Here is a 21,228-nt window from a genome sequence, read left to right as displayed (position 1 = left end):
TTATGGACCGATGCACCGCTTAAATACGTGCGGGATATCACCGAACTGGTGCATTGACTTTTATCGCACCAATTCTGGGCCAAGCTTGGCATCGAAAGTGTGCAACCCTTCGATCAGCTGGGTATAGGCCGCATCGAGCCGGCCGGGGTCGCCTTTGACGCCCAACTCGATGTGGCGGCCGTATTGGGGGTGATCGACGCTCGGCAGGCTGAACACCTTGATGCCTGCGTGGGTCTCCTCGATGGCCTGCATCAGGGGCGTGAGGGTGGCTTCCATCGCACCGAAAACGATCACCGACTTCTCGGCGACGGCATTGTGGGTGAAGAGATCGGCATAGCGGGTGTCGAGCACCGATTCGATCATCGGCCAGGCCATGACCGGGAAGCCCGGCACAAAGTGGACGTGATCGACGCTGAAGCCCGGGATCTTGTTGTAGGGGTTCCGGATGATCGTCGCGCCCTGCGGAAACACGCCCATGTTCAGGCGGTGGATGTTGTCGGGCCGGTCGGGCTCGTAGACCGTGCCCTGCTCCTTGGCCGTGTCCTGCATGCGTTCGCGGATCAGCACCTCGGCTTCGGGGTGCAGCGCGAGCGGCACGCGCAAGGCCTTGGCAGCGCACTGGCGGGTGTGGTCGTCGGGCGTGGCGCCGATGCCGCCGGTCGAGAACACGATGTCGCCCGAAGCGAAGGCACGCATGAGCGCGGCGGTGATGCGCGTCGGCTCGTCGCCCACGTACTCAGCCCAACCGAGTTGCAGGCCGCGCGCGGCGAGCAGCTCGATGACCTTGGGCATGTGCTTGTCGGCGCGCTTGCCGGAGAGGATCTCGTCGCCGACGACGATGAGACCGAATGCGCGTGTCATGGTGAACCCCATTGAGAAAGTGCTGCCTGGTTGGCTTCGGCCGCATCGAGGGCGGGCGTGCCGCCTTCGGCCGAAGCCAGCGCCGCGGCGCGCTGCGTGCGCAACTGGGCCAGGGCATCGAGGCAATAGTGCGCGAACCAGAGTGCCGAGAAGGCGAAGACCAGTGTGTAGATCCAGATCGCGATCGGCACCAGCACGAAGAAGGCGGCGGCGAACAGCAGGCCCGAGGCCCACACGATGCTCGGCGCGGCGCCGAGGTAACCGCACAGCACGCCGATGCACAGGAGCGGCAGCCGGTGCGTGCGCAGCAGCGTGGCGCGCTCCTCGGGGCTCGCGTGCTCGGCCAGAGCGTCGAAGCTCATGACCCGGTAGGTGAGCCAGCCCCAGATGAGCGGCGGAAGAATCAACACCAGCGGCGGAATGAGCCAGAGCGGCATCGAGACCACCAGCGCCAGCAGCGCGAGGAGGGTCACGCCCAGCGAACGCGCCACGCTGCCGAGGAAGGAAGCGCCCTTCTTCTGCTCCAGCGACGGAAAACGGCGTTCGCCCACGAGTTTGGTGAGCGCGGGGGACATCAGTCCCGCGACGATCAGCAGCGACACCACCACGATCAACGGCGTGGCGGCGAACACCACGACCAGCGAAGCCAGCACGAACGTGACGTCGCCCGAGAAAAGCCGTCCGATCCAGGCCCAGAAGCTCGCGAGCAGCGGCCAGGCGTCGAGCGCGCTGCGCGTCCAGGTGACGGCCGAATCCCAATAGAAATAGCCGAGCCCCGCGGCCAGCAGCACCATCAGGCCCAGCGGCAGCAGCGACAGCACGATCACGCGCGGCAGCATGCAATAGGCGACCGCGCGCCAGAAGGAGTCGAGGAGCAGGCGCATGAGGCAGCGAGGATAACGCCTGGGATCGGGCCCGGGGCGATTCAGCCGCGGCCGACCATGCGCTTGAGGCCCAGCCACTGCTGCGCCCAGAAGCCACGGCCGTAGTCGCGCGTGCGGCCGCGCGCGTCGGGCTCGACCTGGTCGCGGATGCCGGTCGGGTCGTAGCGATCCTCGAAGTTCGCGGTGCGAAACAGCATGTCCCACCAGGGCAGCAGCACACCGAAGTTGTGGCCGCCAAGCGTGCTCTTGCCGCGCGACTCATGGCCGAGGCCGATGCTGTGATGCAGCCGGTGGAAGCGCGGGCTGACCCAAAGCCGCTCGCCGATCGCGCCGAAGCTCAGCCTCAGGTTCGCGTGCTGCAGGCTTTCGCTGAGCTGCGTGAAGGCGACGAAGGCGATGAACTGCCCCGGCGCCACGCCGATGAGCTGCGCCACGACGACGATGATCGCGTCGTGGACGATGTCGTCGACCAGGTGGTTGCGGTCGTCGCTCCACATGGTCATCTGGCGCTGCGAGTGGTGCAGCGAATGCAGGCCCCACCACCAGTTGAACTGGTGCTGGCCGCGGTGAATCCAGTAGCCGACGAAGTCGAGCACCACGAGGTAGATGGCGAAGGCCACCACCGGCACATCGGTCACGCCGGGCCAGACTTCGTCCAGGTGAAAGGTGCCCCAGCCCGCCGTGCGCAGGCTCCCCAGCGCATCGTCGAAGAAAGGCTGCAGCGTGAAGAAGAGCGCCAGGCGAAAGAGCCCCAGCTTGTGGATCAGCGTGTAGAGCACGTCGATGCGGATCGCGTGGCGATCGACCACCGGCTCCACCGAACGCCAGCGCTGCAGCGGCCCGATCACCGCGAGCAGCACGACGATCTGGATGAAGCCGACCAGCAGCCAGCCGGTGGCGTCGAAGGCGTCCTCGGTCCAGCCGCCCAGGCCGACGGCGTACACCAGCGGCTGCACCACCGCCTCGAAGAACCAGCCCTGCAGGGCGGAGAAAAGGTCCGTCAACCAGTCGATCACGAGTGCAGCCTCAGGGGTGGGATGCGATCCAGGCGCGGTAGTCCGGGTGCTGGCGCAGGGTCTGGAAGCAGAAGCCCTTGGCCTTCAGGCCGACGATCAGCGGCTCCAGGTTGGCCGGCGCCCACGGGTCCTTGCGCGACCAGATGCCCAGGTGCGCGAGCAGGATGTCGCCGGGGCGGATGGTGTCCAGCGCCTGCGTCAGCAGCTTCTCGTTGCTGAACTTCTCGCTCGGGAGTTCGTCGCCGAGAAAGCCGGCGGGCGCCCAGCCCACGTGCTCGAAACCGCAGGCCTTGGCGGCCGCCAGCAGCTTCGGCGAGGTCTTGCCGCCGGGCGCGCGGTACAGCGGCAGCGGCTTCTTGCCGGTGATGAGCGCCAGCCGCTCGGAGGCCTTGCTGATGTTGGCGCAGTACTCGGCCGCGGTCCAGGTGAACTCGCGGCCGGCAAACGCGCCCGCCGAGGGCTTCACGCGGAAGGTCGGCGTGGTGCCTTTCAGGTCGGCGCGCCAGTAGGTGTGGTCGTAGGTGTGCGAGGCGAACTCGTTGCCCTCGGCCGCCCTCGCCTTCCACCATGGCGCCCAGTGGTTGTCGAGGCTGTCGCCGTCGGTGGTGGTGCGCTCGGCGGCGGCGAAGAAGGTGACGCGCACGTCCTGGCGCTTGAGCACCTCGGCCACCAGCGGGGCGATGCCCATGTGGCCGGTGTCGAAGGTCAGGTAGACCGGCTTTTCGCAAGTGCCGCCCTGCGCCCAGGCGGCGGGGACGACAGCGACGGCCATCGCCAGCGCGATGGCCCGGCGGCCGCGGCTAGATGCGCTTGGCATGGTCGAGGGTCCAGACGCCGTGTGGCGAACGGCCGACGTTGACTTGCCGCACCACCTTCTGCGTGGCCAGGTCGACCACGGTGAGCTTCTTGGCCCAGCGCGAGGTGACGTAGAGCGTCTTGCCGTCGGCCGACACGTCCATGCAGTCCGGGCCGCCGGGCACCGCATAGGTGGCGCTGACCTTCAGCGTCGCGATGTCGATGCGGCTGATGGTGTTGGCCACGCGGTTGCTCACGAACACGCTCTTGCCGTCTCCGGCCGAGCGGAAGGCGTGCGCGCCCTTGCCGGTGGGAATCTTGCCGACCAGCTTGGGCTCGGTGCCCGCCACGTCGAACACCTGCACGCCGTCGCTGCCGGTGAGGCCCACGAGCAGGGTCTTGTCGTTGTGGATGCCGTAGATGTCGGCCGGCATCGCGCCGGTGGCCACGCGCCAGCGGATGGTCTGCGTGGGCAGGTCGATGGCGATCATCTCGTCGCTGTCCTGCATCGTCACGTAGGCGATGGTGCTGGTGTTGTCGATCCAGATGTGGCTGGGCGTCTTGCCCGAGGCGATGCGCTTGGCGAGCTTCAGGTCCTTGCCGTCCCAGCGGTACACGTCCACGTGGTTCAGCCGGTTGCCCGCGGTGACGAACCACTTCATGTCGCGCGAGAACTGCAGCTGGTACGGATCGATGATCCCGTAGACCACCCGCTGCACCTCCGCCGTCTTCGGGTTGAGGAAGGTGAGCGAATCGCCCGCCGAATTGGCCACGATGACCGACTTTTCGTCGGGCGTCATGTAGATGTGGTGCGGCTCCTTGCCCGTGGGAATGCGCAGCTTCTCGGTCCAGTCGACGGGATTGATCACGCTGACGTTGGCGTCCAGCGAGTTGAGAACGAAGATGGGAGGAGGTTCGGCCGGCGCGGCGGTGGCGGCGTGGGCCACCAGGACGGTCAGGCAGGAAAACAGGAAGGCCGCAACGCGGCCGTTCGGGCGGGCAGGAAGTCGCAAGGGGAAGGTTCCGGGAAAGAGCTGAGGATCTTAACGGCCGGCCCTGAAGGCTGGCTGACCGTTCCGGCTCTCTTTCTCTCCCCTTCTGCCTCTACTTTGGTGGCTTGGCGGGCTTGGCCGGCGCACGCAGCGCCGCCACTTCTTCGGCTGTCAGCCAGCGCCACTGCCCCGGCGCGAGGTCCGCGGGCAGCGACAGCTCGCCGATGCGCGAACGGTGCAGCCCCTCGACCCGGTTGCCCACCGCGGCCAGCATGCGCTTGACCTGGTGGTACTTGCCCTCGGTGAGCGTGAGCCGCAGGTGCAGCGGGCTGTCGGATTCGCAGGCCGCTGCGCGCACCGGCTTCGGGTCGTCGTCGAGAACCACGCCGGCCAGCAGCTTGGCGATCTGCGCCTCGTCCACCGGGTGCTTGGCCGTCACCTCGTAGACCTTGGGCACATGGTGCTTGGGCGAGCCCATCTTGTGAATGAACTGGCCGTCGTCGGTCATCAGCAGCAGGCCGGTGGTGTCCTGGTCGAGTCGGCCGATGGCCTGCACGCCCTGCACCGCGCCCTTGTTGGGCCGAAGGCGCAGCGGCGAGGGCAGCAGCGTGTAGATGCTCGGATAGGTCGAGGGCTTCTGCGAGCACTCGGTGCCGGCCGGCTTGTGCAGCATCAGGTAGGCCTTCTCGTGGTAGGCCCACGGCGTGCCCTGCACGGTGTAGAGAAGACCTTCGGGGTCGAGGTCGGCGAAGGGGTCGGTCACGGCCTCGCCGTCGATGGTCACGTGGCCTTGCTGGACCAGCCCCGCGCACACGCGTCGCGTGCCGAAGCCCTGGGTGTAGAGGATGTCTTGCAGGTGCATGGGAAATGAAAAAGGCGGCCGCGCCAGCGTGGCACGACCGCCCTGAGTTTGCAGGATCAGTAACCGGCTGCCAGGCCGGTGTTGCGGCGGGGGTCGTTGGCGCCGTAGAAGCGGTTGGCACCGACCGGCTTGCCGCCCAGCGACGGCGCTCCGACGATGATCGCCGCAAGGTGGTTCGCCGGCTGCGGCACGCCCAGGTTGTGGCCCATGTCGGTCAGGATCTTGCGGGTGTCGGGGCTGATGGCGAAGGTCTCGACGTTGGTGACGTCGGGCAGCCACTGCTGGTGAAAGCGCGGCGCATCGACGGCTTCCTGCACGTTCATGCCGTAGTCGACCACGTTCAGGATCGTGTGCAGCACCGCCGTGATGATGCGGCTGCCGCCGGGCGTGCCGACCACGAACACCGGCTTGCCGTCCTTCGACACGATGGTCGGGCTCATCGAGCTCAGCGGACGCTTGCCCGGGGCGATGGCGTTGGCCTCGCCCTGCACCAGGCCGTACATGTTGGGCACGCCGATCTTGGAGGTGAAGTCGTCCATCTCGTTGTTCAGCAGCACGCCGGTCTTGTCGGCCGTGACCTTGGCGCCGAACCAGTCGTTCAGCGTGTACGTCACCGAGACCGCGTTGCCCCACTGGTCGGTGATCGAGTAGTGGGTGGTGTTGCTGCCTTCATGCGGCGCAACGCCGGGCTTGATGTCCTTGGAAATGCCGGCCTTCTTCGGGTCGATGGCCGCGCGGATCTTCTCGGCGTAGCCCTTGTCGAGCAGGCGATCGAGCGGGTTCTTCACGAAGTCCGGGTCGCCCAGGTAGCTGTTGCGATCCACGTAGGCGTGGCGCATGGCTTCGATCTGGTAGTGCACCGATTGCGCCGAGCGGAAGCCTAGGTCCTTGAGCGGATAGCCCTCAAGGATGTTGAGCATTTCGCAGATGATCACGCCGCCCGAGCTCGGGGGCGGTGCCGACACCACGCGGTAGCCGCGGTAGTCGCACTCGACCGGCGCGAGTTCGCGCGTCTTGTACTGGTCGAGGTCGGCCTGCGTGATGATGCCCTTGCCGGCCTGGCTCGAGGCCACGATCGCCTTGCCGACCCAGCCCTTGTAGAAGCCGTCGGGGCCCTTGGCACTGATTTCCTTCAGCGTCTTGGCCAGGTCTTTCTGCACCAGCTTCTGGCCGACCTGGAACGGCTGGCCCTTGTTCAGGAAGATCGCGCCGGAGACCGGGTCTTTCTGGAAGTCGGCGGTGGAGGTCCAGAGCATGTCGATGTCGCCCTGCTCCAGCGCGAAGCCCTTGTCGGCCAGCTGGATCGAGGGGGCGATGAGGTCGGCGCGCTTCATCGTGCCGTACTTCTCGCGCGCGTATTCCATGCCCGACACCGAGCCCGGCACGCCCACGGCGAGGTGGCCGTTGGTGCTCAGGCCCTTGATGACGTTGCCGTCCTTGTCCAGGTACATGTTGGCCGTAGCGGCCAGTGGCGCCTTCTCGCGGAAGTCGAGGAAGGTCTTGCGGCCATCGGCCAGCTGCACCGTCATGAAACCGCCGCCGCCGAGGTTGCCCGCCGCCGGGTACACCACCGCCAGCGCATAGCCCACGGCGACCGCCGCATCGACCGCGTTGCCGCCGCGCTTGAGCACGTCGACGCCGACCTTGCTGGCCAGGTGCTGCGCGCTCACGACCATGCCGTGCTCGGCCGCGACCGGCGCCTGCGAGGCCGCCTGCGACGCGCCCGCGGCAGTCAGCGCGAGCGCGGCTGCGACGGCGGCGCGCAATGTCGGCGTCCAGTGGAATTGCTGCATCGGAAGTCTCCTCTTTGAGTTGGATGAAGAACGAGGGAATGGGTACGGGAACGGTCAGGCCGTGAGCAGCGCCTTGCGCCGCAGGTCCTTCAGGGCCAGCGCGACCTGCTGCTGCGCGAATTCCTTCAGCGCCTCGGGCTCGGTCAGCGGCTTCTCGTCCTTGATGAAGCGCAGGCGATCAGCCCGCACTTCACCGGCCAGGTGTTCGGCGAGCGCTTCGTGCGAATGCGCGCCGTCGAGCAGCGGCAGCAGGCTGCGCTCCAGCAACGTGAGACCCACGGGCTCGTGCCACTGGTTGCAGGCCTGGGCATTGGCGCCGGCCGTGAGCGCGAGGCCGGGCGCGCCCCGCACGGTGGCCAGGGCCTGCGGAAGGCCGGACACCTCGGTCGCCGCCGATACCGGTGTGCGCCGGAACCGCAAGGCGCCGAGGATCACCAGTTCCTCGAGCATCGCCAGCACGACGCGTTCGACCGCATCGCGTGACTCGCCGGTGAGCTTTGCCGCGGCATCGATCAGAGCTTCTGCCGGCACCGACGCCGGATAGCGCGCCTCGAGCACCTGGGCCACGGCCTTGTGCGCGGGCAGGCGCAGCGTGACCTTGAGATTGCGCATCGCATGGCAGGGCTGCTCGCGCGCATCGAGCGTCAACGCGCCGCCGTCCTCGGTGGTGAACACGCCGGCAAATTCCAGGGCACGGATACGCGCCGGATCGAGGCGGTAGCGAATGTCCCGGGCGCGCTCCTGCTTGACCAGGAGGGTCTGCCGGAAGGTGCGGTTGACCAGGAAATCGAGGTACTGCTCCATCATGATCTGGCTGCCGCCGCATTCGCGCAGCAGCGGATCGCGCACCTTCTCGCCGTAGTTCTGCACGAACATCGTCGAGGGCTCCGCATCGCACAGGTAAGCCAGCCCGCCGGCATCGGCACGTGCGGCGAATTCCTTGAAGTAGCACGGCTCGTTGCAGGGCTCGAGAAATTCGTGCAGCAGGTAATAGCCGCTGGAGCCGCGCACGATGGGCATCGTCTCTTCGAGCGTTTTCTTGAGCACGCTGTCGGGGCGCGCCGACTGCTCGAGGAACTCGAGCATGCCGCGCGCATAGGCCAGCTTCTCGTCGGGCGTGTCGCGCGGGCCGCCGCGAAGAATCATCGCGTCGCGCACGATCTCGCGCGCCTTCCAGCCCGGGTACACGTTGTAGCTCACGTAGGCCACACCGTTCGGCGCGAGGTTCTCGGAGCAGATGCGCAGGATCGCGTCCTGCACCGGCCCCGGCACCCAGCTGTAGACGCCGTGGCAAACGATGTAGTCGAACTGGCCGAACGAGGCGTCGATGTCGGCGATGTTGAATGCCCTCAACTCCACGTTCGACAGGCCCGCATGGGCGATGGCCGCCGCACCTTGCGACACCTGGACGGTCGACAGGTCGACCCCGAGGGCGCTCGCCTCGGGATGGCGTGCCGCGAAGGGAATCAGGTTACCGCCGGCCGCGCAACCCAGTTCGAGCACGCGGGCCGTGGCGGGAGCAGGCGCATCAAGGCCGAACAAGAAGGCCAGCGCCTCCAGGTGCTCCATCGCGGACTGTGGGAACGGGTGCGAGTCGTAGGGCACCGTGTCGTAGTAGCTGGTCAGCGTGGAAGTCAGTGAATCCGGCACGAACGTCCTTTGAGGATCTGCGAAGGTTCTGGGGGTTGCGCTGTGAGAGCGCTGGCCGACTATAGCCCCGCGATCGGGCAAAAAAAACCCAGCGGTGACGCTGGGCTCAAGCCTTTCTGCTGGCATGGCATCAAGGACCCCGCACAGGTGGCTGGCGGGGGACGGCTGACCCGTCAAGGAGAAATCGGGAGGTACGCTGGAGGCAGTAGGTTGGGTGGAGCGGTCAGCGCGTGCGCCGAGGCTTCCGTGAGAGGACGAAGCCAATCGTCGGCGGCCTCCTCGGGCGGCATGGCCCTCAGCCGCGCATCGCGTCGAAGCGTGCGCGCCATGTCTTCCAGTTCGAAGACGTCGACTGAGTGCCAACGCTGCCGCAATCGGTGCGCGCAGGCGGCGATCCAGAGGGTGGCCGGGATGTTTTCCATGAGAGGATTTTACTGTATATTTGTACAGTCATTTCATCAAGGATGTCGCAATGTCTACGACCGAAGATATGGCTCCCGCCCCCAATCACGCATTGACCGAGGCCCTCGCCTGGATCTCGAAGTTCGCGCACGCCTGGAAGGCCATCGAACCTGCTCCCAGGACCCTCAGCATCGATGGCTTCATCATCTGGGGACCGGTGCTCTACGAGAAGCACAAGGGCGAGGACCCGGTGATGCTCGCACAGCAATTGTTCGGCAAGTCCGGTGCGTATTGCACGTACCTCTATCCCGGACGCACGTCCGGTACGGGCTCGAATCTCGCGTCTTAGAATGCCCCGATGAATTGGCGCACTCCTCTCCTTCCGCTTGCCTTGATCACCACCGCCATCACCGGTTGCACGGCCCCGAACGAGATCGTGCCGTTTCGCGAAGGCGTGCTGCGTGCGCCGAGCTACACGCTGGCGGCGGACTACTGCAGTGCGAAGAGCCTGACGCCGAAATGGGTCGGCAAAGCACCGGCGGAGTCCGGCGTGCTGTTTCAGTGCTACTGAACTTCAGAGGCTGAAGCAAGAAAAAACGGCAGCCGTTGGTGACAACGACTGCCGTTCTGTTGAGTGGTGGAGCTGGGGGGATTTGAACCCCCGTCCGCAAGCCTTCATCGCGCAGTTCTACATGTTTAGTGATCTGATTTGAGTCTCGCTTCCGGAGTCGCGCAGTCACACGCTAAACCGGACGCCAGCACCCTATTTTCTCGCCCCGACCCAAGGTACCCGGATCGGAGCCAGCCGATGTAATTATCTTTGCAGCCGGGAGGATTCAGATTGCTCTGTCACCCCCTTGCCCAGCCCATCGGCCTGCTGTTGCAAAGCTCACTGGCAATTAAGCAGCGAGTGCGAAACGTTCGTCGTTTGCAGTTAGTTTGTTTGAATCTGTTTTACGAGCGCATTCAGCTCGACATGCCCCGCTGCGACTCCGAACCCACGTCGAAACCAGTGCAGCCCCAAGCGCTCTATTTTAGGCGCTATCGAGCAAATGCAAGAGCTCCATGGGCAAAGAGATTGAGGCGTCGGCCTCCCAGAGCGTGGCATCGGCCCGCGAACCCATGTAGCCATAGGTGGCCGCCACGGTCCGCATGCCGGCCGCACGGCCCGCGATGATGTCGCGTTCGTCATCGCCCACGTAGACGCACGCTTCGGAGGGAACACCCAATCGGCGCGCCGCTTCGTGCAGCGGTTCGGGATGCGGCTTGGCATACGGCGTGGTGTCGCCGCTCACGATGGCGCCGGCGCTGGCGAAGAGCGGCATCGCGCGGGTCAATGGGTCTGTGAATCGCATCGACTTGTTGGTGACCACACCCCACAGCAGGCCGCGCGCCTGGATGGCGTCGATCAGCGCCTGGATGCCCTCGAACACCTGCGTGTTGAGCAACATGCGACGCTCATAGGCGACAAAGAATTCTTCTCGCAACTCGGGGAATTCGGGAGCATCGGGTGTGATGCCGAATGCCACGCCAAGCATGCCGCGCGCACCCGAACCCGCATGCGGGCGATAGCGCTCGAGAGGATAGGACTCGAGGCCACGATCCGTTCGCATCTTGTCGGCGGCAGCACCCAGGTCAGGCGCGCTATCGATCAGCGTGCCGTCGAGGTCAAACAGCACGGCTTGCGTGAGTGCCCCCTTCATCGCTGCGAGCCCGGCAGCGGAGGCCTCTGCGTCGCAAACATGTAGTTGACGCTGGTATCGGCACTGAGCCAGTACCGGCGGGTCAGCGGGTTGTGCTCCATGCCGCGGGTGTGCCGCAGATCGAGGCCCGCCGCGCGACAGTAGGCCGCAAGCTCGCTGGGGCGAATCAGCTTCGCATATTCATGGGTGCCGCGCGGCAGCATGCCAAGGATGTATTCCGCGCCCACGATCGCCAGCGCGAAGGACTTCAGGTTGCGGTTGATGGTCGAGAAGAAGACCCACCCACCAGGCTTGACCAGCGTGGCACAGGCCTGAATCACCGAGGCCGGCTTTGGCACGTGCTCCAGCATTTCCATGCAGGTGACGACATCGAAGCTGCCGGGCTGCTCGGCGGCGAGTGCTTCGGCGCTGATCTCGCGGTACTTGACACCGCGCGTACCGGCTTCCAACGCGTGCAGTTGGGCGACCTTGAGCGCCTTGCCCGCCAGATCGATGCCCAGCACGTCGGCGCCCTTTCGGGCCATCGAATCGGCCAGGATCCCGCCACCGCAACCGATATCGACAACGCGGCGCTGCGAAATTGGCGCAATACCGTCAATCCATTCAAGGCGCAATGGATTGATTTCATGCAGCGGGCGGAATTCGCTCTCCAAATCCCACCATCGATGCGCAAGTTCTGAAAACTTGGCGAGTTCTGCCGGATCGGCATTCACGTTTTCTGTCATAGAGCAATTATGAAGCGGGCAATGGCCGACATGCACCGGGCGATCTTGTCGAATGCTCGCCAACGAATTCGACAGGCATAAAAAAACCCCGCCGAAGCGGGGTTTCATCATCGATGGAATCGATTGATTAGTTGGCGCGGGTGCCGACCACTTCGATTTCCACGCGACGGTTCTTGGCGCGGCCTTCCTTGGTGCGGTTGTCAGCCACTGGCTGCTTCTCGCCCTTGCCTTCGGTGTAGACGCGGTTGCGTTCGATGCCCTTCGAGACCAGGAAGGCCTTGACGGCTTCGGCGCGACGCACCGACAGACGCTGGTTGTAGGCGTCCGTACCGATCGAGTCGGTATGGCCCACAGCGATGATCACTTCGAGGTTGACGCCACGGATCTTCTCGACCAGGTCGGTCAGCTTGGCGCGACCTTCAGGCTTCAGAACCGACTTGTCGAAGTCGAAGAAAGCGTCGGCAGCGAAGGTCACCTTCGAAGCAGCGACGGCCGGCGGTGCGCCAGGAGCAACGGGAGCTGCGCCAGGTGCTGCAGGTGCAGCAACTGCGGGAACCAGAGCGCCGTCGCAACCGGCGGCGGCGGTAGCCGGCGTCCAGTTGGCATCACGCCAGCACAGTTCGTTCGTGCCGTTTTTCCAGACCAGCTCGCCGGTGCCGTTTTGCCAGTTGTCGATCGTAGGACCGCCGTTCGCAGCGGTGACACGGGTCTGCGCGCCGGCGGCAGTGGCGAGCGCAGCGACTGCAAACATCATCGCCACTTTATTCAGTTTCTTCATGGTTCTCCTCTTGGGGAAAAAGCCGCAGCCGCGCTGCGAATCAAGGACGCTTTAAGTGACCACCACCCAAAACGTTGAGACGATTGTGCCATAGGGTCTTTGGCAAACAGGCCGCCGGACGCCCCCGAAGCGTAGGACGGAGGCGGAATAGCCGGCTTGTGTTGCGGCGGAGCGACACCCCTCACAGCGTAAAATTTCGCCTTCCTGCCGCCAGCCTCTCGCTCAATGACATCCTTCGCCAAAGAAACCCTGCCCATCAGTCTCGAAGAGGAAATGCGCAGCAGCTATCTCGATTACGCGATGAGCGTGATCGTGGGCCGGGCGCTCCCCGATGCACGCGACGGCCTCAAGCCCGTGCACCGGCGCGTGCTCTTCGCCATGCATGAGCTCAACAACGACTGGAACAGGCCGTACAAGAAGTCGGCCCGTATCGTCGGTGACGTGATCGGTAAATACCATCCGCACGGCGATCAATCGGTCTACGACACCATCGTGCGATTGGCGCAGGACTTCTCCATGCGCCACATGCTGGTCGATGGCCAAGGCAACTTCGGGTCGGTCGATGGAGACAACGCAGCCGCAATGCGTTATACGGAAATCCGGCTGGCCAAAATTGCGCATGAAATGCTGGCCGATATCGACAAGGAAACCGTCGACTTTCAGGACAATTACGACGGTTCCGAAAAAGAACCAAAAGTTTTGCCGAGCCAGTTGCCCAATTTGCTGGTCAATGGCTCCGGCGGTATTGCGGTCGGCATGGCCACCAATATCCCGCCGCATAACCTGAATGAAGTGGTGGACGCCTGCCTCCACCTGCTGCGCAATCCGCAAGCGACCATCGACGAGCTGATGGAGATCGTGCCAGCCCCCGACTTCCCCACCGCCGGCATCATCTACGGCATCAACGGCGTGAAGGACGGCTACCGCACTGGCCGCGGCAAGGTCGTGATGCGCGCCAAGTGCCACTTCGAGGACATCGACCGCGGCCAGCGCCAGGCGATCATCGTCGACGAGCTCCCCTACCAGGTCAACAAGAAGACGCTGCAGGAGCGTATGGCCGAGCTGGTGCACGAGAAGAAGATCGAAGGCATCAGCCACATCCAGGACGAGTCCGACAAGTCGGGCATGCGCCTGGTGATCGAACTCAAGCGCGGCGAAGTGCCCGAGGTGGTGCTCAATAACCTGTACAAGCAGACGCAGCTGCAGGACACCTTCGGCATCAACATGGTGGCGCTGGTCAACGGCCAGCCCAAGCTGTGCAACCTGAAGGACCTGATCGAGGTCTTCCTGCAGCACCGCCGCGAAGTGGTCACGCGCCGCACCGTCTTCACACTGCGCAAGGCGCGCGAACGCGGCCACGTGCTCGAAGGCCTGGCGGTGGCGCTGGCCAACATCGACGAGTTCATCCGCATCATCCGCGAATCGCCGACGCCGCCCGTCGCCAAGGCAGAGCTGATGACCCGCAGCTGGGACAGCAAGCTCGTGCGCGAGATGCTCACGCGTTCGCGCGCCGATGGCGGCGTGATCAACGCCGACGACTACCGCCCCGAAGGCCTCGAGCGCGAGTTCGGCATGGGGTCGGATGGCCTCTATCGCCTCTCGGAAACGCAAGCGCAAGAAATTCTGCAGATGCGTCTGCAACGCCTGACCGGCCTTGAGCAAGACAAGATCGTCGCCGAGTACAAGGACGTGATGGCCGAGATCGACGACCTGCTCGACATCCTTGCCAAGCCCGAGCGCGTGTCGGTCATCATCGGAGACGAGCTGGGCACCATCAAGCAGGAGTTCGGCCAGAGCAAGCTCGGTGCACGCCGCAGCCTGGTCGAGCACAGCGCGTTCGACCTCTCGACCGAAGACCTGATCACGCCCACCGACATGGTGGTCACGCTCTCGCACAGCGGCTACATCAAGAGCCAGCCGCTGGGCGAATACCGTGCGCAGAAGCGCGGCGGCCGCGGCAAGCAGGCCACCGCCACGAAGGAAGACGACTGGATCGACCAGCTCTTCATTGCCAACACGCACGACTACATCCTGTGCTTCTCCAACCGCGGCCGGCTCTACTGGCTCAAGGTGTGGGAAGTCCCCGCGGGTTCGCGCGGCTCGCGCGGACGGCCGATCGTCAACATGTTCCCGCTGCAGGAGGGCGAGAAGATCAACGTCGCGCTCGCCCTGACCGGCGAGAAGCGCAACTTCCCGGCCGATCAGTACGTGTTCATGGCGACCTCGATGGGCACCGTCAAGAAGACCGCGCTCGACGAGTTCAACAACCCGCGCAAGGGCGGCATCATTGCCGTGAACCTGGACGACGGCGACTATCTGATCGGCGCCGCCCTCACCGACGGCAAGCACGACGTGATGCTCTTCAGCGACGGCGGCAAGGCCGTGCGCTTCGCCGAAGACGACGTCCGCCCGCTGGGCCGCAATGCGCGCGGCGTCCGCGGCATGTCGCTCGACCCAGGCCAGGGTGTGATCGCCATGCTGGTGGCCGAAGACGAGCAGCAGAGCGTGCTCACCGCCACGGAAAATGGTTACGGAAAGCGAACAAGCATTACGGAATACACGCGACACGGCCGCGGAACCAAAGGCATGATCGCGATTCAACAGAGTGAGCGCAACGGCAAGGTCGTTGCCGCCACTCTCGTGCATGCGGACGATGAGATCATGCTCATCACCGACAAGGGCGTGCTTGTGCGCACCCGGGTTGCCGAAATTCGTGAACTGGGTCGCGCGACGCAAGGCGTCACGCTGATCGGGCTTGACGAAGGCGCCAAACTCAGCGGGCTACAACGTATCGTCGAGAACGACGCGAACGGCGAAAGCGAGCCGGACGCGGACGATACTTCCTCATCTTCAACGGAGAATCCTCAGTGAAAAAAATCAAACTCGCACTTCTGACGGTAGCTTTGGCCAGCAGCTCGATGGCCGCCATGGCCCAGGACAAGGCCACGCTGATCAAGCAGTTCATCGACATCCAGCGCCCCGGCATCGAGTCGCTGGCGCGCGGCCTGGTCGAACAGTCGAGCGCCCCGATCGCGCAAGCCGGTTCGCAATACCTGCAGACGCAAGTGCCTGAGGCCAAGCGCGAATCGGCCGCCAAGGCTGCCGACGCCGAGTTGAAGAAGTACTTCGACGACGCTTACCCCCTCGTGCGCGACAAGGCCGTGCAACTGGCACCGGGCGCCCTGACCCCGCTGCTCGAGCAGAACTTCAGCGAAGACGAACTCAAGCAACTGCTGGCCTGGATCAACTCCCCGCTCAGCAAGAAGTACCAGGACCTGAATCCCAAGATGCAGACCGCATTGACGGAAAAGCTGGTGGCCGAAACCCGCGGCAGCATCGAACCGAAGATGCGCGCGCTCGACACCAATGTCGCCAAGGCTCTCGGCGCTCCGACCGATGCCCCGGCCCAAGGTTCCGCACCCGCCAAGGCGCCAGCCAAGGCACCTGCAAAGAAGTAAAGACAACGTGACTCAGCAGCAGACGCCGGCCGGCAAGCGCCCCTACAACTTCTCGGCCGGTCCGGCTGCCATGCCGGAGGCGGTGCTGCAGCGTGCCGCCTCCGAAATGCTCGACTGGAACGGCAGCGGCATGAGCGTGATGGAGATGAGCCATCGCGGCAAGGAATTCGGCGCAATCTGCACGCAAGCCGAAGCCGACATCCGCACGCTGCTGGCCGTGCCCTCCCACTTCCACATCCTGTTCATGCAGGGTGGTGGCCTTGGCGAAAATGCCATCGTGCCGATGAACCTGTCGCGCGGAAAAACTGCCGACTTCGTCATCACCGGCAGTTGGAGCATCAAGTCGCACAAGGAAGCGCAGCGCTATTGCACGGCACGCGTGGCCGCAAGCAACGTCGGCGACCAGCACACGAAGCTGCCCGATCCCTCGACCTGGCAGCTCGCCAAGAACGCCTCTTACGTGCACCTGTGCACCAACGAGACGATCAACGGCATCGAGTTCCAGCAGTTGCCCGACCTCGCCGCGCTCGGCAGCGATGCGCCGCTCGTCATCGATTTTTCGTCGCACGTGGCTTCGCGCAGCGTCGACTGGAGCCGTGTGGGCCTCGCCTTCGGCGGCGCGCAGAAGAACCTGGGCCCGGCCGGCCTCACGATCGTCGTCGTGCGCGACGACCTCCTGGGCCATGCGCTCGAGATCTGCCCGAGCGCCTTCAACTACAAGACCGTGGCCGACAACAACTCCATGTACAACACCCCGCCGACCTGGGGCATCTACATGGCGGGACTCACGTTCCAGTGGCTGCTGCAGCAGACCGAAGGCTCGCTCACCGGCGTGGCCGCGATGGAGCAGCGCAACACCGAGAAGGCGAAGTTGCTGTACGACTTCATCGACGGCTCCGACTTCTACGCCAATCGCATCGATGCAAGCTGCCGCTCGCGCATGAACGTACCGTTCTTCCTGGCCGACGAAAGCCGGAACGAAGCCTTTTTGGCCGGCGCACGCGAAGCCGGGCTGCTGCAGCTCAAGGGCCACAAGTCGGTCGGCGGCATGCGCGCCAGCATCTACAACGCCATGCCGCTGGCAGGGGTGCAGGCCCTCGTGGGCTACATGCGAGAATTCGAGCGATCGCATGCCTAGGCGCATGCCCTAGCTGCTCGCACCGATGACCGCCTCCGCACCCACTCCGCCCTCCTCCAACTACAACTCCGAAAGCCTTGCCGATCTGCGCGTGCAGATCGACTCGCTCGATCAACGCCTGCTGAGCCTGCTCAACGAGCGGGCTCATGTGGCCGAACTGGTCGGCGAGGTCAAGAAGCGCGAAGGCACCCCGTTCTTTCGTCCTGACCGCGTTGCCGCCGTCATCGACAAGATGCAGAAAAGCAATGGCGGTCCGCTCAAGGACCTCCATGTGGCCGCCATCTGGCGCGAGATCATGTCGGCCTGCTTGGCGCTCGAATCGCCGCAGCGCGTGGCCGTGCTGGGGCCTGAAGGCACCTTCTGCGAACAGGCCGCCATCGAATACTTCGGCGGCGCGGCCGACCTGATTTACTGCGCCAGCTTCGACGAGGTATTCCACGCCACCGCCGCGGGCAGCGCCCAGTACGGCGTGGTCGGCGTCGAAAACTCGACCGAAGGCGTGGTCACCCGTTCGCTCGACCTGTTCCTGCATTCGCCCACCCATGTGGTCGGCGAAGTCAGCCTGCTGGTACGCCACCATCTGCTGCGCAGTGAGAACTCGCTCGAAGGCATCGAGGCCGTGCTGGCCCATCCCCAGGCACTTGCGCAATGCCAGACCTGGCTGTCCAAGCATCTGCCCAATGCCGAGCGCCGCGCCGTCTCGAGCAATGCCGAAGGCGCACGCCTCGCGGCTTCCAATCCGGCCTGGGCCGGGCTCGCCGGCGAACGCGCCGCCACCCGTTTCGGCCTGCACATCGTGGGCGCATGCCATCCAGGACGATTCGTACAACCGCACCCGCTTCTCGGTGATTTGCCTGCCGCAGACGCTGGCCATGCCGCCTGCATCGGGCAAGGACTGCACGAGCCTCATCGTCTCGGTGCCGAACCAGCCCGGTGCGGTGCACGACCTGCTGGTGCCGCTGAAGGCCAACAACGTGTCGATGACGCGCTTCGAGTCGCGCCCCGCGCGCACCGGCCAGTGGGAGTACTACTTCTACATCGACCTGGACGGCCATCCCTCGCAGCCCAACGTGGCCGCGGCGCTGGCCGAACTGCGCGGGCTCTGCGCGTTCTACAAGGTGCTTGGCGCCTACCCCGTCAAAGCCTGAGCCGGACAGACACACGATGTTCGAGCAACTGGGATTGATCGGCTGCGGCCTCATGGGCGGCTCCTTTGCGCTCGCGCTCAAGCGCGCGAAGCTGGTGAAACGCGTGGTCGGCTACAGCAAGTCGCCCTCCACCACCGAACGGGCACGCCAACTCGGCGTGATCGATGTGGCGGCGCCCTCCGCGCTCTTGGCGGTGTCGGGCGCCGACCTCGTGCTGCTGGCCGTGCCGGTCGCGGCATCAGAAGCCATGTTCAAGGCAATCCGCCACGGCATCTCGAACGAGACGCTGGTGATGGACGTCGGCTCGACCAAGGGCGACGTGATCGAAGCCGCCCGCAACGGCCTGCAAAAGCAGTTCGCCAACTTCGTGCCGGCGCATCCGATCGCCGGCAAGGAGGTCTCGGGCATCGAGCATGCCGAAGCCTCGCTCTTCACTGGCCGCCAGGTCGTGCTGACGCCAGTGAAGACCACGCTGCGCTCGAACGTGCAGCGCGCCTCGCAGGTCTGGAGCGGAATTGGTGCCAACGTCGTCACGATGACGCATGAAGCGCACGACGCCGCCTTCGCCGCCGTGAGCCACCTGCCGCACCTTCTGGCCTTCGCGTACATCAACGCGCTGACCGCGCAGCCCGATGGCGACCGCTTCCTGGACCTCGCCGGGCCGGGCTTTCGCGACTTCTCGCGCATCGCCGCCAGCGACCCGGTCATGTGGCGCGATGTGCTGCTGGCCAATCGCGAACAGGTGCTCCAACAGTCGCGGGCCGTCCGCCAGGCGCTCGATGATCTCGAAGCGCTGATGACCGCCGGCGACCTTCAGGGACTGGAGCAATCCATCGCCTCCGCCAGCAAGGCGCGCGCGCGATGGAAGCCGAATTCGAGCTCCGACGCTTCAGCCCAGCAGGACAGCTGACACTCATGTTCTCGACCGCCTTCCTCGACCTTCCGCCCCTCGTGGGCGCCGCCGGCACGGTCCGGTTGCCCGGCTCCAAGAGCATTTCCAACCGCGTGCTGCTGCTGGCCGCGCTCGCGAGCGGCACCACCACGATCCACGACCTGCTCGACTCCGACGACACGCGCGTGATGCTCGACGCCCTGCGCGCGCTCGGCTGCGGCATCCAGCCTTCGGGGAGCACGCTGCAGATCACCGGCCTTGGCGGCCAGTTGAAGTCCAGCGGGGCGCTGCTGCCGCTGTTCCTCGGCAACGCCGGGACCGCGATGCGCCCGCTGACGGCCGCGCTCTCGCTGCTGGGCGGCGATTTCGAACTGAGCGGCGTGCCGCGCATGCACGAGCGGCCGATCGGCGACCTGGTCGATGCGCTCACCCAGCTCGGCTGCAACATCGACTACCTCGGCAACCCCGGTTACCCGCCGCTGCGCATCCACCCTGTCGACCACGAGGACCTGGCGCTCCATGCGCCGATCCGCGTGCGCGGGGACGTCTCCAGCCAATTCCTGACGGCCCTGCTGCTGGCCTTGCCGCTCGCAGCCCGCAACGACATCGTGATCGAGGTGGTCGGCGAGCTGATCTCCAAGCCTTACATCGAGATCACGCTGAACCTCCTGGCGCGCTTCGGCATCACGGTGCGGCGCGACGGCTGGGAGCGGTTCACCATTCCCGCCGGCAGCAGCTACCGCTCGCCGGGCGACATCCACGTCGAGGCCGACGCCTCTTCTGCTAGTTATTTCATAGCACTGGGCGCTATCGCCACCGGTGTTTCCGGCAAGACCGGCATCCGGATCGAAGGCGTGGGCGCCGATTCGATCCAGGGCGACATCCGCTTCATCGACGCAGCCCGCCAGATGGGCGCCGAGGTCGACAGCGGTCCGAACTGGCTCGAAGTGCGCCGCGGTGCCTGGCCGCTCAAGGCCATCGACCTCGACGCGAACCACATCCCCGATGCGGCGATGACACTCGCCGTCATGGCGCTCTACGCCGATGGCCCGAGCACGCTGCGCAACATCGCCAGCTGGCGCGTCAAGGAAACCGACCGCATCGACGCCATGGCCAACGAGCTCCGGAAACTCGGCGCCACGGTCGAAGCCGGCCCGGACTTCATCCGCTTGCATCCGCTTGCGCAGGCCGGCTGGCAGGCGGCGAGCATCCGCACGTACGACGACCACCGCGTGGCGATGTGCTTCTCGCTCGCAGCGTTCAACCCGGCGGGCGTGCCGGTGCGCATCCTCGAGCCGCATTGCGTCGCGAAGACCTTCCCCGACTACTTCGAAACCATGTTCTCGGTCGCCAAGGCCGCCGAGGTGCCGGTGATCTGCATCGACGGCCCGACCGCCTCGGGCAAGGGCACGCTCGCGGCCGAAGTGGCGCGCCTCCTGGGCTACCACTACCTGGATTCGGGCTCGCTCTACCGCGTGACCGGCTTGGCCATGCGCCGCGCCGGCCTCAGCGCCGATCCGCAGCACGAGGCGCAGATCGCCGCGCTGGCAGCCGCCCTCCCCCTGCAGTTCACCGAGGGCAAGGTGCTCCTGGACGGCGAGGATGTGAGCGACGAAATCCGTACCGAAGCGGCCGGCATGGACGCCTCGCGCGTCTCGACGCTGCCTGCAGTTCGCGAAGCCCTTCTGGCGCTGCAGCAGCGCTTTCGCCAGCTCCCCGGCCTGGTCGCCGACGGCCGCGACATGGGCACCGTGATCTTCCCGGACGCCACCCTCAAGGTCTTCCTCACGGCCAGTGCCGCGCAGAGGGCGGAACGGCGTCATAAGCAGTTGATTTCAAAGGGTATTTCGACTACACTCGACAGTCTTCGCTCCGACTTGGAAGCACGCGACGCCCGGGACTCCTCCCGCAGCGTTGCCCCTCTGAAGCCGGCGCAGGATGCCCGCCACCTCGACAACTCCCAGCTGTCCATCGAGCAATCGATCGATACGGTGTTGAACTGGTGGCAGCAAGTGCAGCCTTTCAAGTCCGCTTGAAAGGCCCGCGCCAACCGGAATGTTCCGGGTGGCGCCTACCGCTCCAGCAGGCTCTTTTCGCGCGACAGCGCACCGGCCTTCTGGTTGTTCAACCA

The 21,228-nt window shown here is 65.3% G+C and carries 19 protein-coding genes, 1 other RNA gene and 1 pseudogene; 8 read left to right on the top strand and 13 right to left on the bottom strand.

The features are described 5' to 3' along the window. Window positions 1-60: 60 nt before the first annotated feature. The 9 genes from QF040_RS34115 to QF040_RS34075 form a co-directional block, all read right to left on the bottom strand. Window positions 61-861, bottom strand: coding sequence for a competence/damage-inducible protein A (locus QF040_RS34115; protein WP_429614572.1), 801 nt, complete (start codon window positions 859-861; stop codon window positions 61-63). After that, window positions 858-1,745: an EI24 domain-containing protein gene (locus tag QF040_RS34110; RefSeq protein ID WP_429614571.1), complete on the bottom strand. Its 888-nt coding sequence runs from the start codon at window positions 1,743-1,745 to the stop codon at window positions 858-860. The genes QF040_RS34115 and QF040_RS34110 overlap by 4 nt, the downstream gene beginning before the upstream one ends. Before the next feature lie 41 nt (window positions 1,746-1,786). After that, on the bottom strand, window positions 1,787-2,761 hold the full coding sequence (locus tag QF040_RS34105) for a sterol desaturase family protein (RefSeq protein ID WP_429614570.1): 975 nt from the start codon (window positions 2,759-2,761) through the stop codon (window positions 1,787-1,789). Window positions 2,762-2,771: 10 nt separating this feature from the next. Continuing rightward, on the bottom strand, window positions 2,772-3,578 hold the full coding sequence (locus QF040_RS34100) for a polysaccharide deacetylase family protein (protein ID WP_429614569.1): 807 nt from the start codon (window positions 3,576-3,578) through the stop codon (window positions 2,772-2,774). After that, window positions 3,562-4,569 (bottom strand): YncE family protein, encoded by a 1,008-nt coding sequence (locus QF040_RS34095; protein ID WP_429614568.1) that lies wholly within the window; start codon window positions 4,567-4,569, stop codon window positions 3,562-3,564. Before QF040_RS34095 ends, QF040_RS34100 begins: the two co-directional genes overlap by 17 nt. A gap of 91 nt (window positions 4,570-4,660) precedes the next feature. Then, on the bottom strand, window positions 4,661-5,410 hold the full coding sequence (locus QF040_RS34090) for a pseudouridine synthase (protein ID WP_429614567.1): 750 nt from the start codon (window positions 5,408-5,410) through the stop codon (window positions 4,661-4,663). A gap of 56 nt (window positions 5,411-5,466) precedes the next feature. Then, a complete protein-coding gene (ggt, locus tag QF040_RS34085) occupies window positions 5,467-7,203 on the bottom strand; it encodes a gamma-glutamyltransferase (RefSeq protein ID WP_429614566.1) in 1,737 nt (578 codons plus the stop codon). Between the two features lie 54 nt (window positions 7,204-7,257). Beyond that, complete coding sequence (locus QF040_RS34080) at window positions 7,258-8,853, bottom strand: methyltransferase regulatory domain-containing protein (RefSeq protein ID WP_429614565.1); 1,596 nt, start codon at window positions 8,851-8,853, stop codon at window positions 7,258-7,260. Between the two features lie 173 nt (window positions 8,854-9,026). Beyond that, window positions 9,027-9,275 carry a hypothetical protein gene (locus QF040_RS34075; RefSeq protein WP_429614564.1) on the bottom strand — a complete coding sequence of 83 codons (249 nt, stop codon included), beginning with the start codon at window positions 9,273-9,275 and terminating at the stop codon, window positions 9,027-9,029. A gap of 50 nt (window positions 9,276-9,325) precedes the next feature. On the opposite strand from QF040_RS34075, the gene QF040_RS34070 reads away from it, so the two are divergent. Next, on the top strand, window positions 9,326-9,604 hold the full coding sequence (locus QF040_RS34070) for a hypothetical protein (RefSeq protein WP_013540236.1): 279 nt from the start codon (window positions 9,326-9,328) through the stop codon (window positions 9,602-9,604). 42 nt (window positions 9,605-9,646) lie between these two features. Next, a complete protein-coding gene (locus tag QF040_RS34065; RefSeq protein ID WP_429614563.1) occupies window positions 9,647-9,826 on the top strand; it encodes a hypothetical protein in 180 nt (59 codons plus the stop codon). Between the two features lie 64 nt (window positions 9,827-9,890). On the opposite strand, the gene ssrA is transcribed toward QF040_RS34065, so the two are convergent. From ssrA to ompA, 4 genes are all read right to left on the bottom strand, one after another. Then, window positions 9,891-10,277, bottom strand: a transfer-messenger RNA (tmRNA) gene (gene ssrA, locus QF040_RS34060). Between the two features lie 12 nt (window positions 10,278-10,289). Beyond that, window positions 10,290-10,958, bottom strand: coding sequence for an HAD family hydrolase (locus QF040_RS34055; protein WP_429614562.1), 669 nt, complete (start codon window positions 10,956-10,958; stop codon window positions 10,290-10,292). Further along, on the bottom strand, window positions 10,955-11,683 hold the full coding sequence (gene ubiG, locus QF040_RS34050) for a bifunctional 2-polyprenyl-6-hydroxyphenol methylase/3-demethylubiquinol 3-O-methyltransferase UbiG (protein WP_429614734.1): 729 nt from the start codon (window positions 11,681-11,683) through the stop codon (window positions 10,955-10,957). The genes QF040_RS34055 and ubiG overlap by 4 nt, the downstream gene beginning before the upstream one ends. A 127-nt stretch (window positions 11,684-11,810) precedes the next feature. Beyond that, entirely contained in the window at window positions 11,811-12,461 is a 651-nt protein-coding gene (gene ompA / locus QF040_RS34045) for an outer membrane protein OmpA (RefSeq protein ID WP_013540232.1), read from the bottom strand. Between the two features lie 225 nt (window positions 12,462-12,686). On the opposite strand from ompA, the gene gyrA reads away from it, so the two are divergent. From gyrA to QF040_RS34015, 6 genes and pseudogenes are all read left to right on the top strand, one after another. After that, complete coding sequence (gene gyrA / locus QF040_RS34040; protein WP_429614561.1) at window positions 12,687-15,332, top strand: DNA gyrase subunit A; 2,646 nt, start codon at window positions 12,687-12,689, stop codon at window positions 15,330-15,332. Further along, window positions 15,329-15,919, top strand: a complete 591-nt coding sequence (locus QF040_RS34035) for a DUF2059 domain-containing protein (RefSeq protein WP_429614560.1) — start codon at window positions 15,329-15,331, stop codon at window positions 15,917-15,919. The genes gyrA and QF040_RS34035 overlap by 4 nt, the downstream gene beginning before the upstream one ends. Before the next feature lie 70 nt (window positions 15,920-15,989). Further along, complete coding sequence (gene serC, locus QF040_RS34030) at window positions 15,990-17,057, top strand: 3-phosphoserine/phosphohydroxythreonine transaminase (protein ID WP_429614733.1); 1,068 nt, start codon at window positions 15,990-15,992, stop codon at window positions 17,055-17,057. 25 nt (window positions 17,058-17,082) lie between these two features. After that, window positions 17,083-18,205: pseudogene (gene pheA / locus QF040_RS34025) on the top strand (prephenate dehydratase). A 16-nt stretch (window positions 18,206-18,221) separates the two neighbouring features. Then, the gene (locus QF040_RS34020) at window positions 18,222-19,115 is read left to right on the top strand and encodes a prephenate dehydrogenase (RefSeq protein ID WP_013540227.1); all 894 of its coding nucleotides are present in this window, start codon (window positions 18,222-18,224) and stop codon (window positions 19,113-19,115) included. A 5-nt stretch (window positions 19,116-19,120) separates the two neighbouring features. Next, a complete protein-coding gene (locus tag QF040_RS34015; RefSeq protein ID WP_429614559.1) occupies window positions 19,121-21,133 on the top strand; it encodes a bifunctional 3-phosphoshikimate 1-carboxyvinyltransferase/cytidylate kinase in 2,013 nt (670 codons plus the stop codon). The last annotated feature ends 95 nt before the right edge of the window (window positions 21,134-21,228 follow it).

This window comes from Variovorax sp. W2I14 (genome assembly GCF_050435205.1).
GTDB classification, from domain to species: Bacteria; Pseudomonadota; Gammaproteobacteria; order Burkholderiales; family Burkholderiaceae_C; genus Variovorax; species Variovorax paradoxus_C.
The sequence above is the reverse complement of the archived record's forward strand: the minus strand, read 5'-3'. Positions and strand labels throughout refer to the sequence as shown.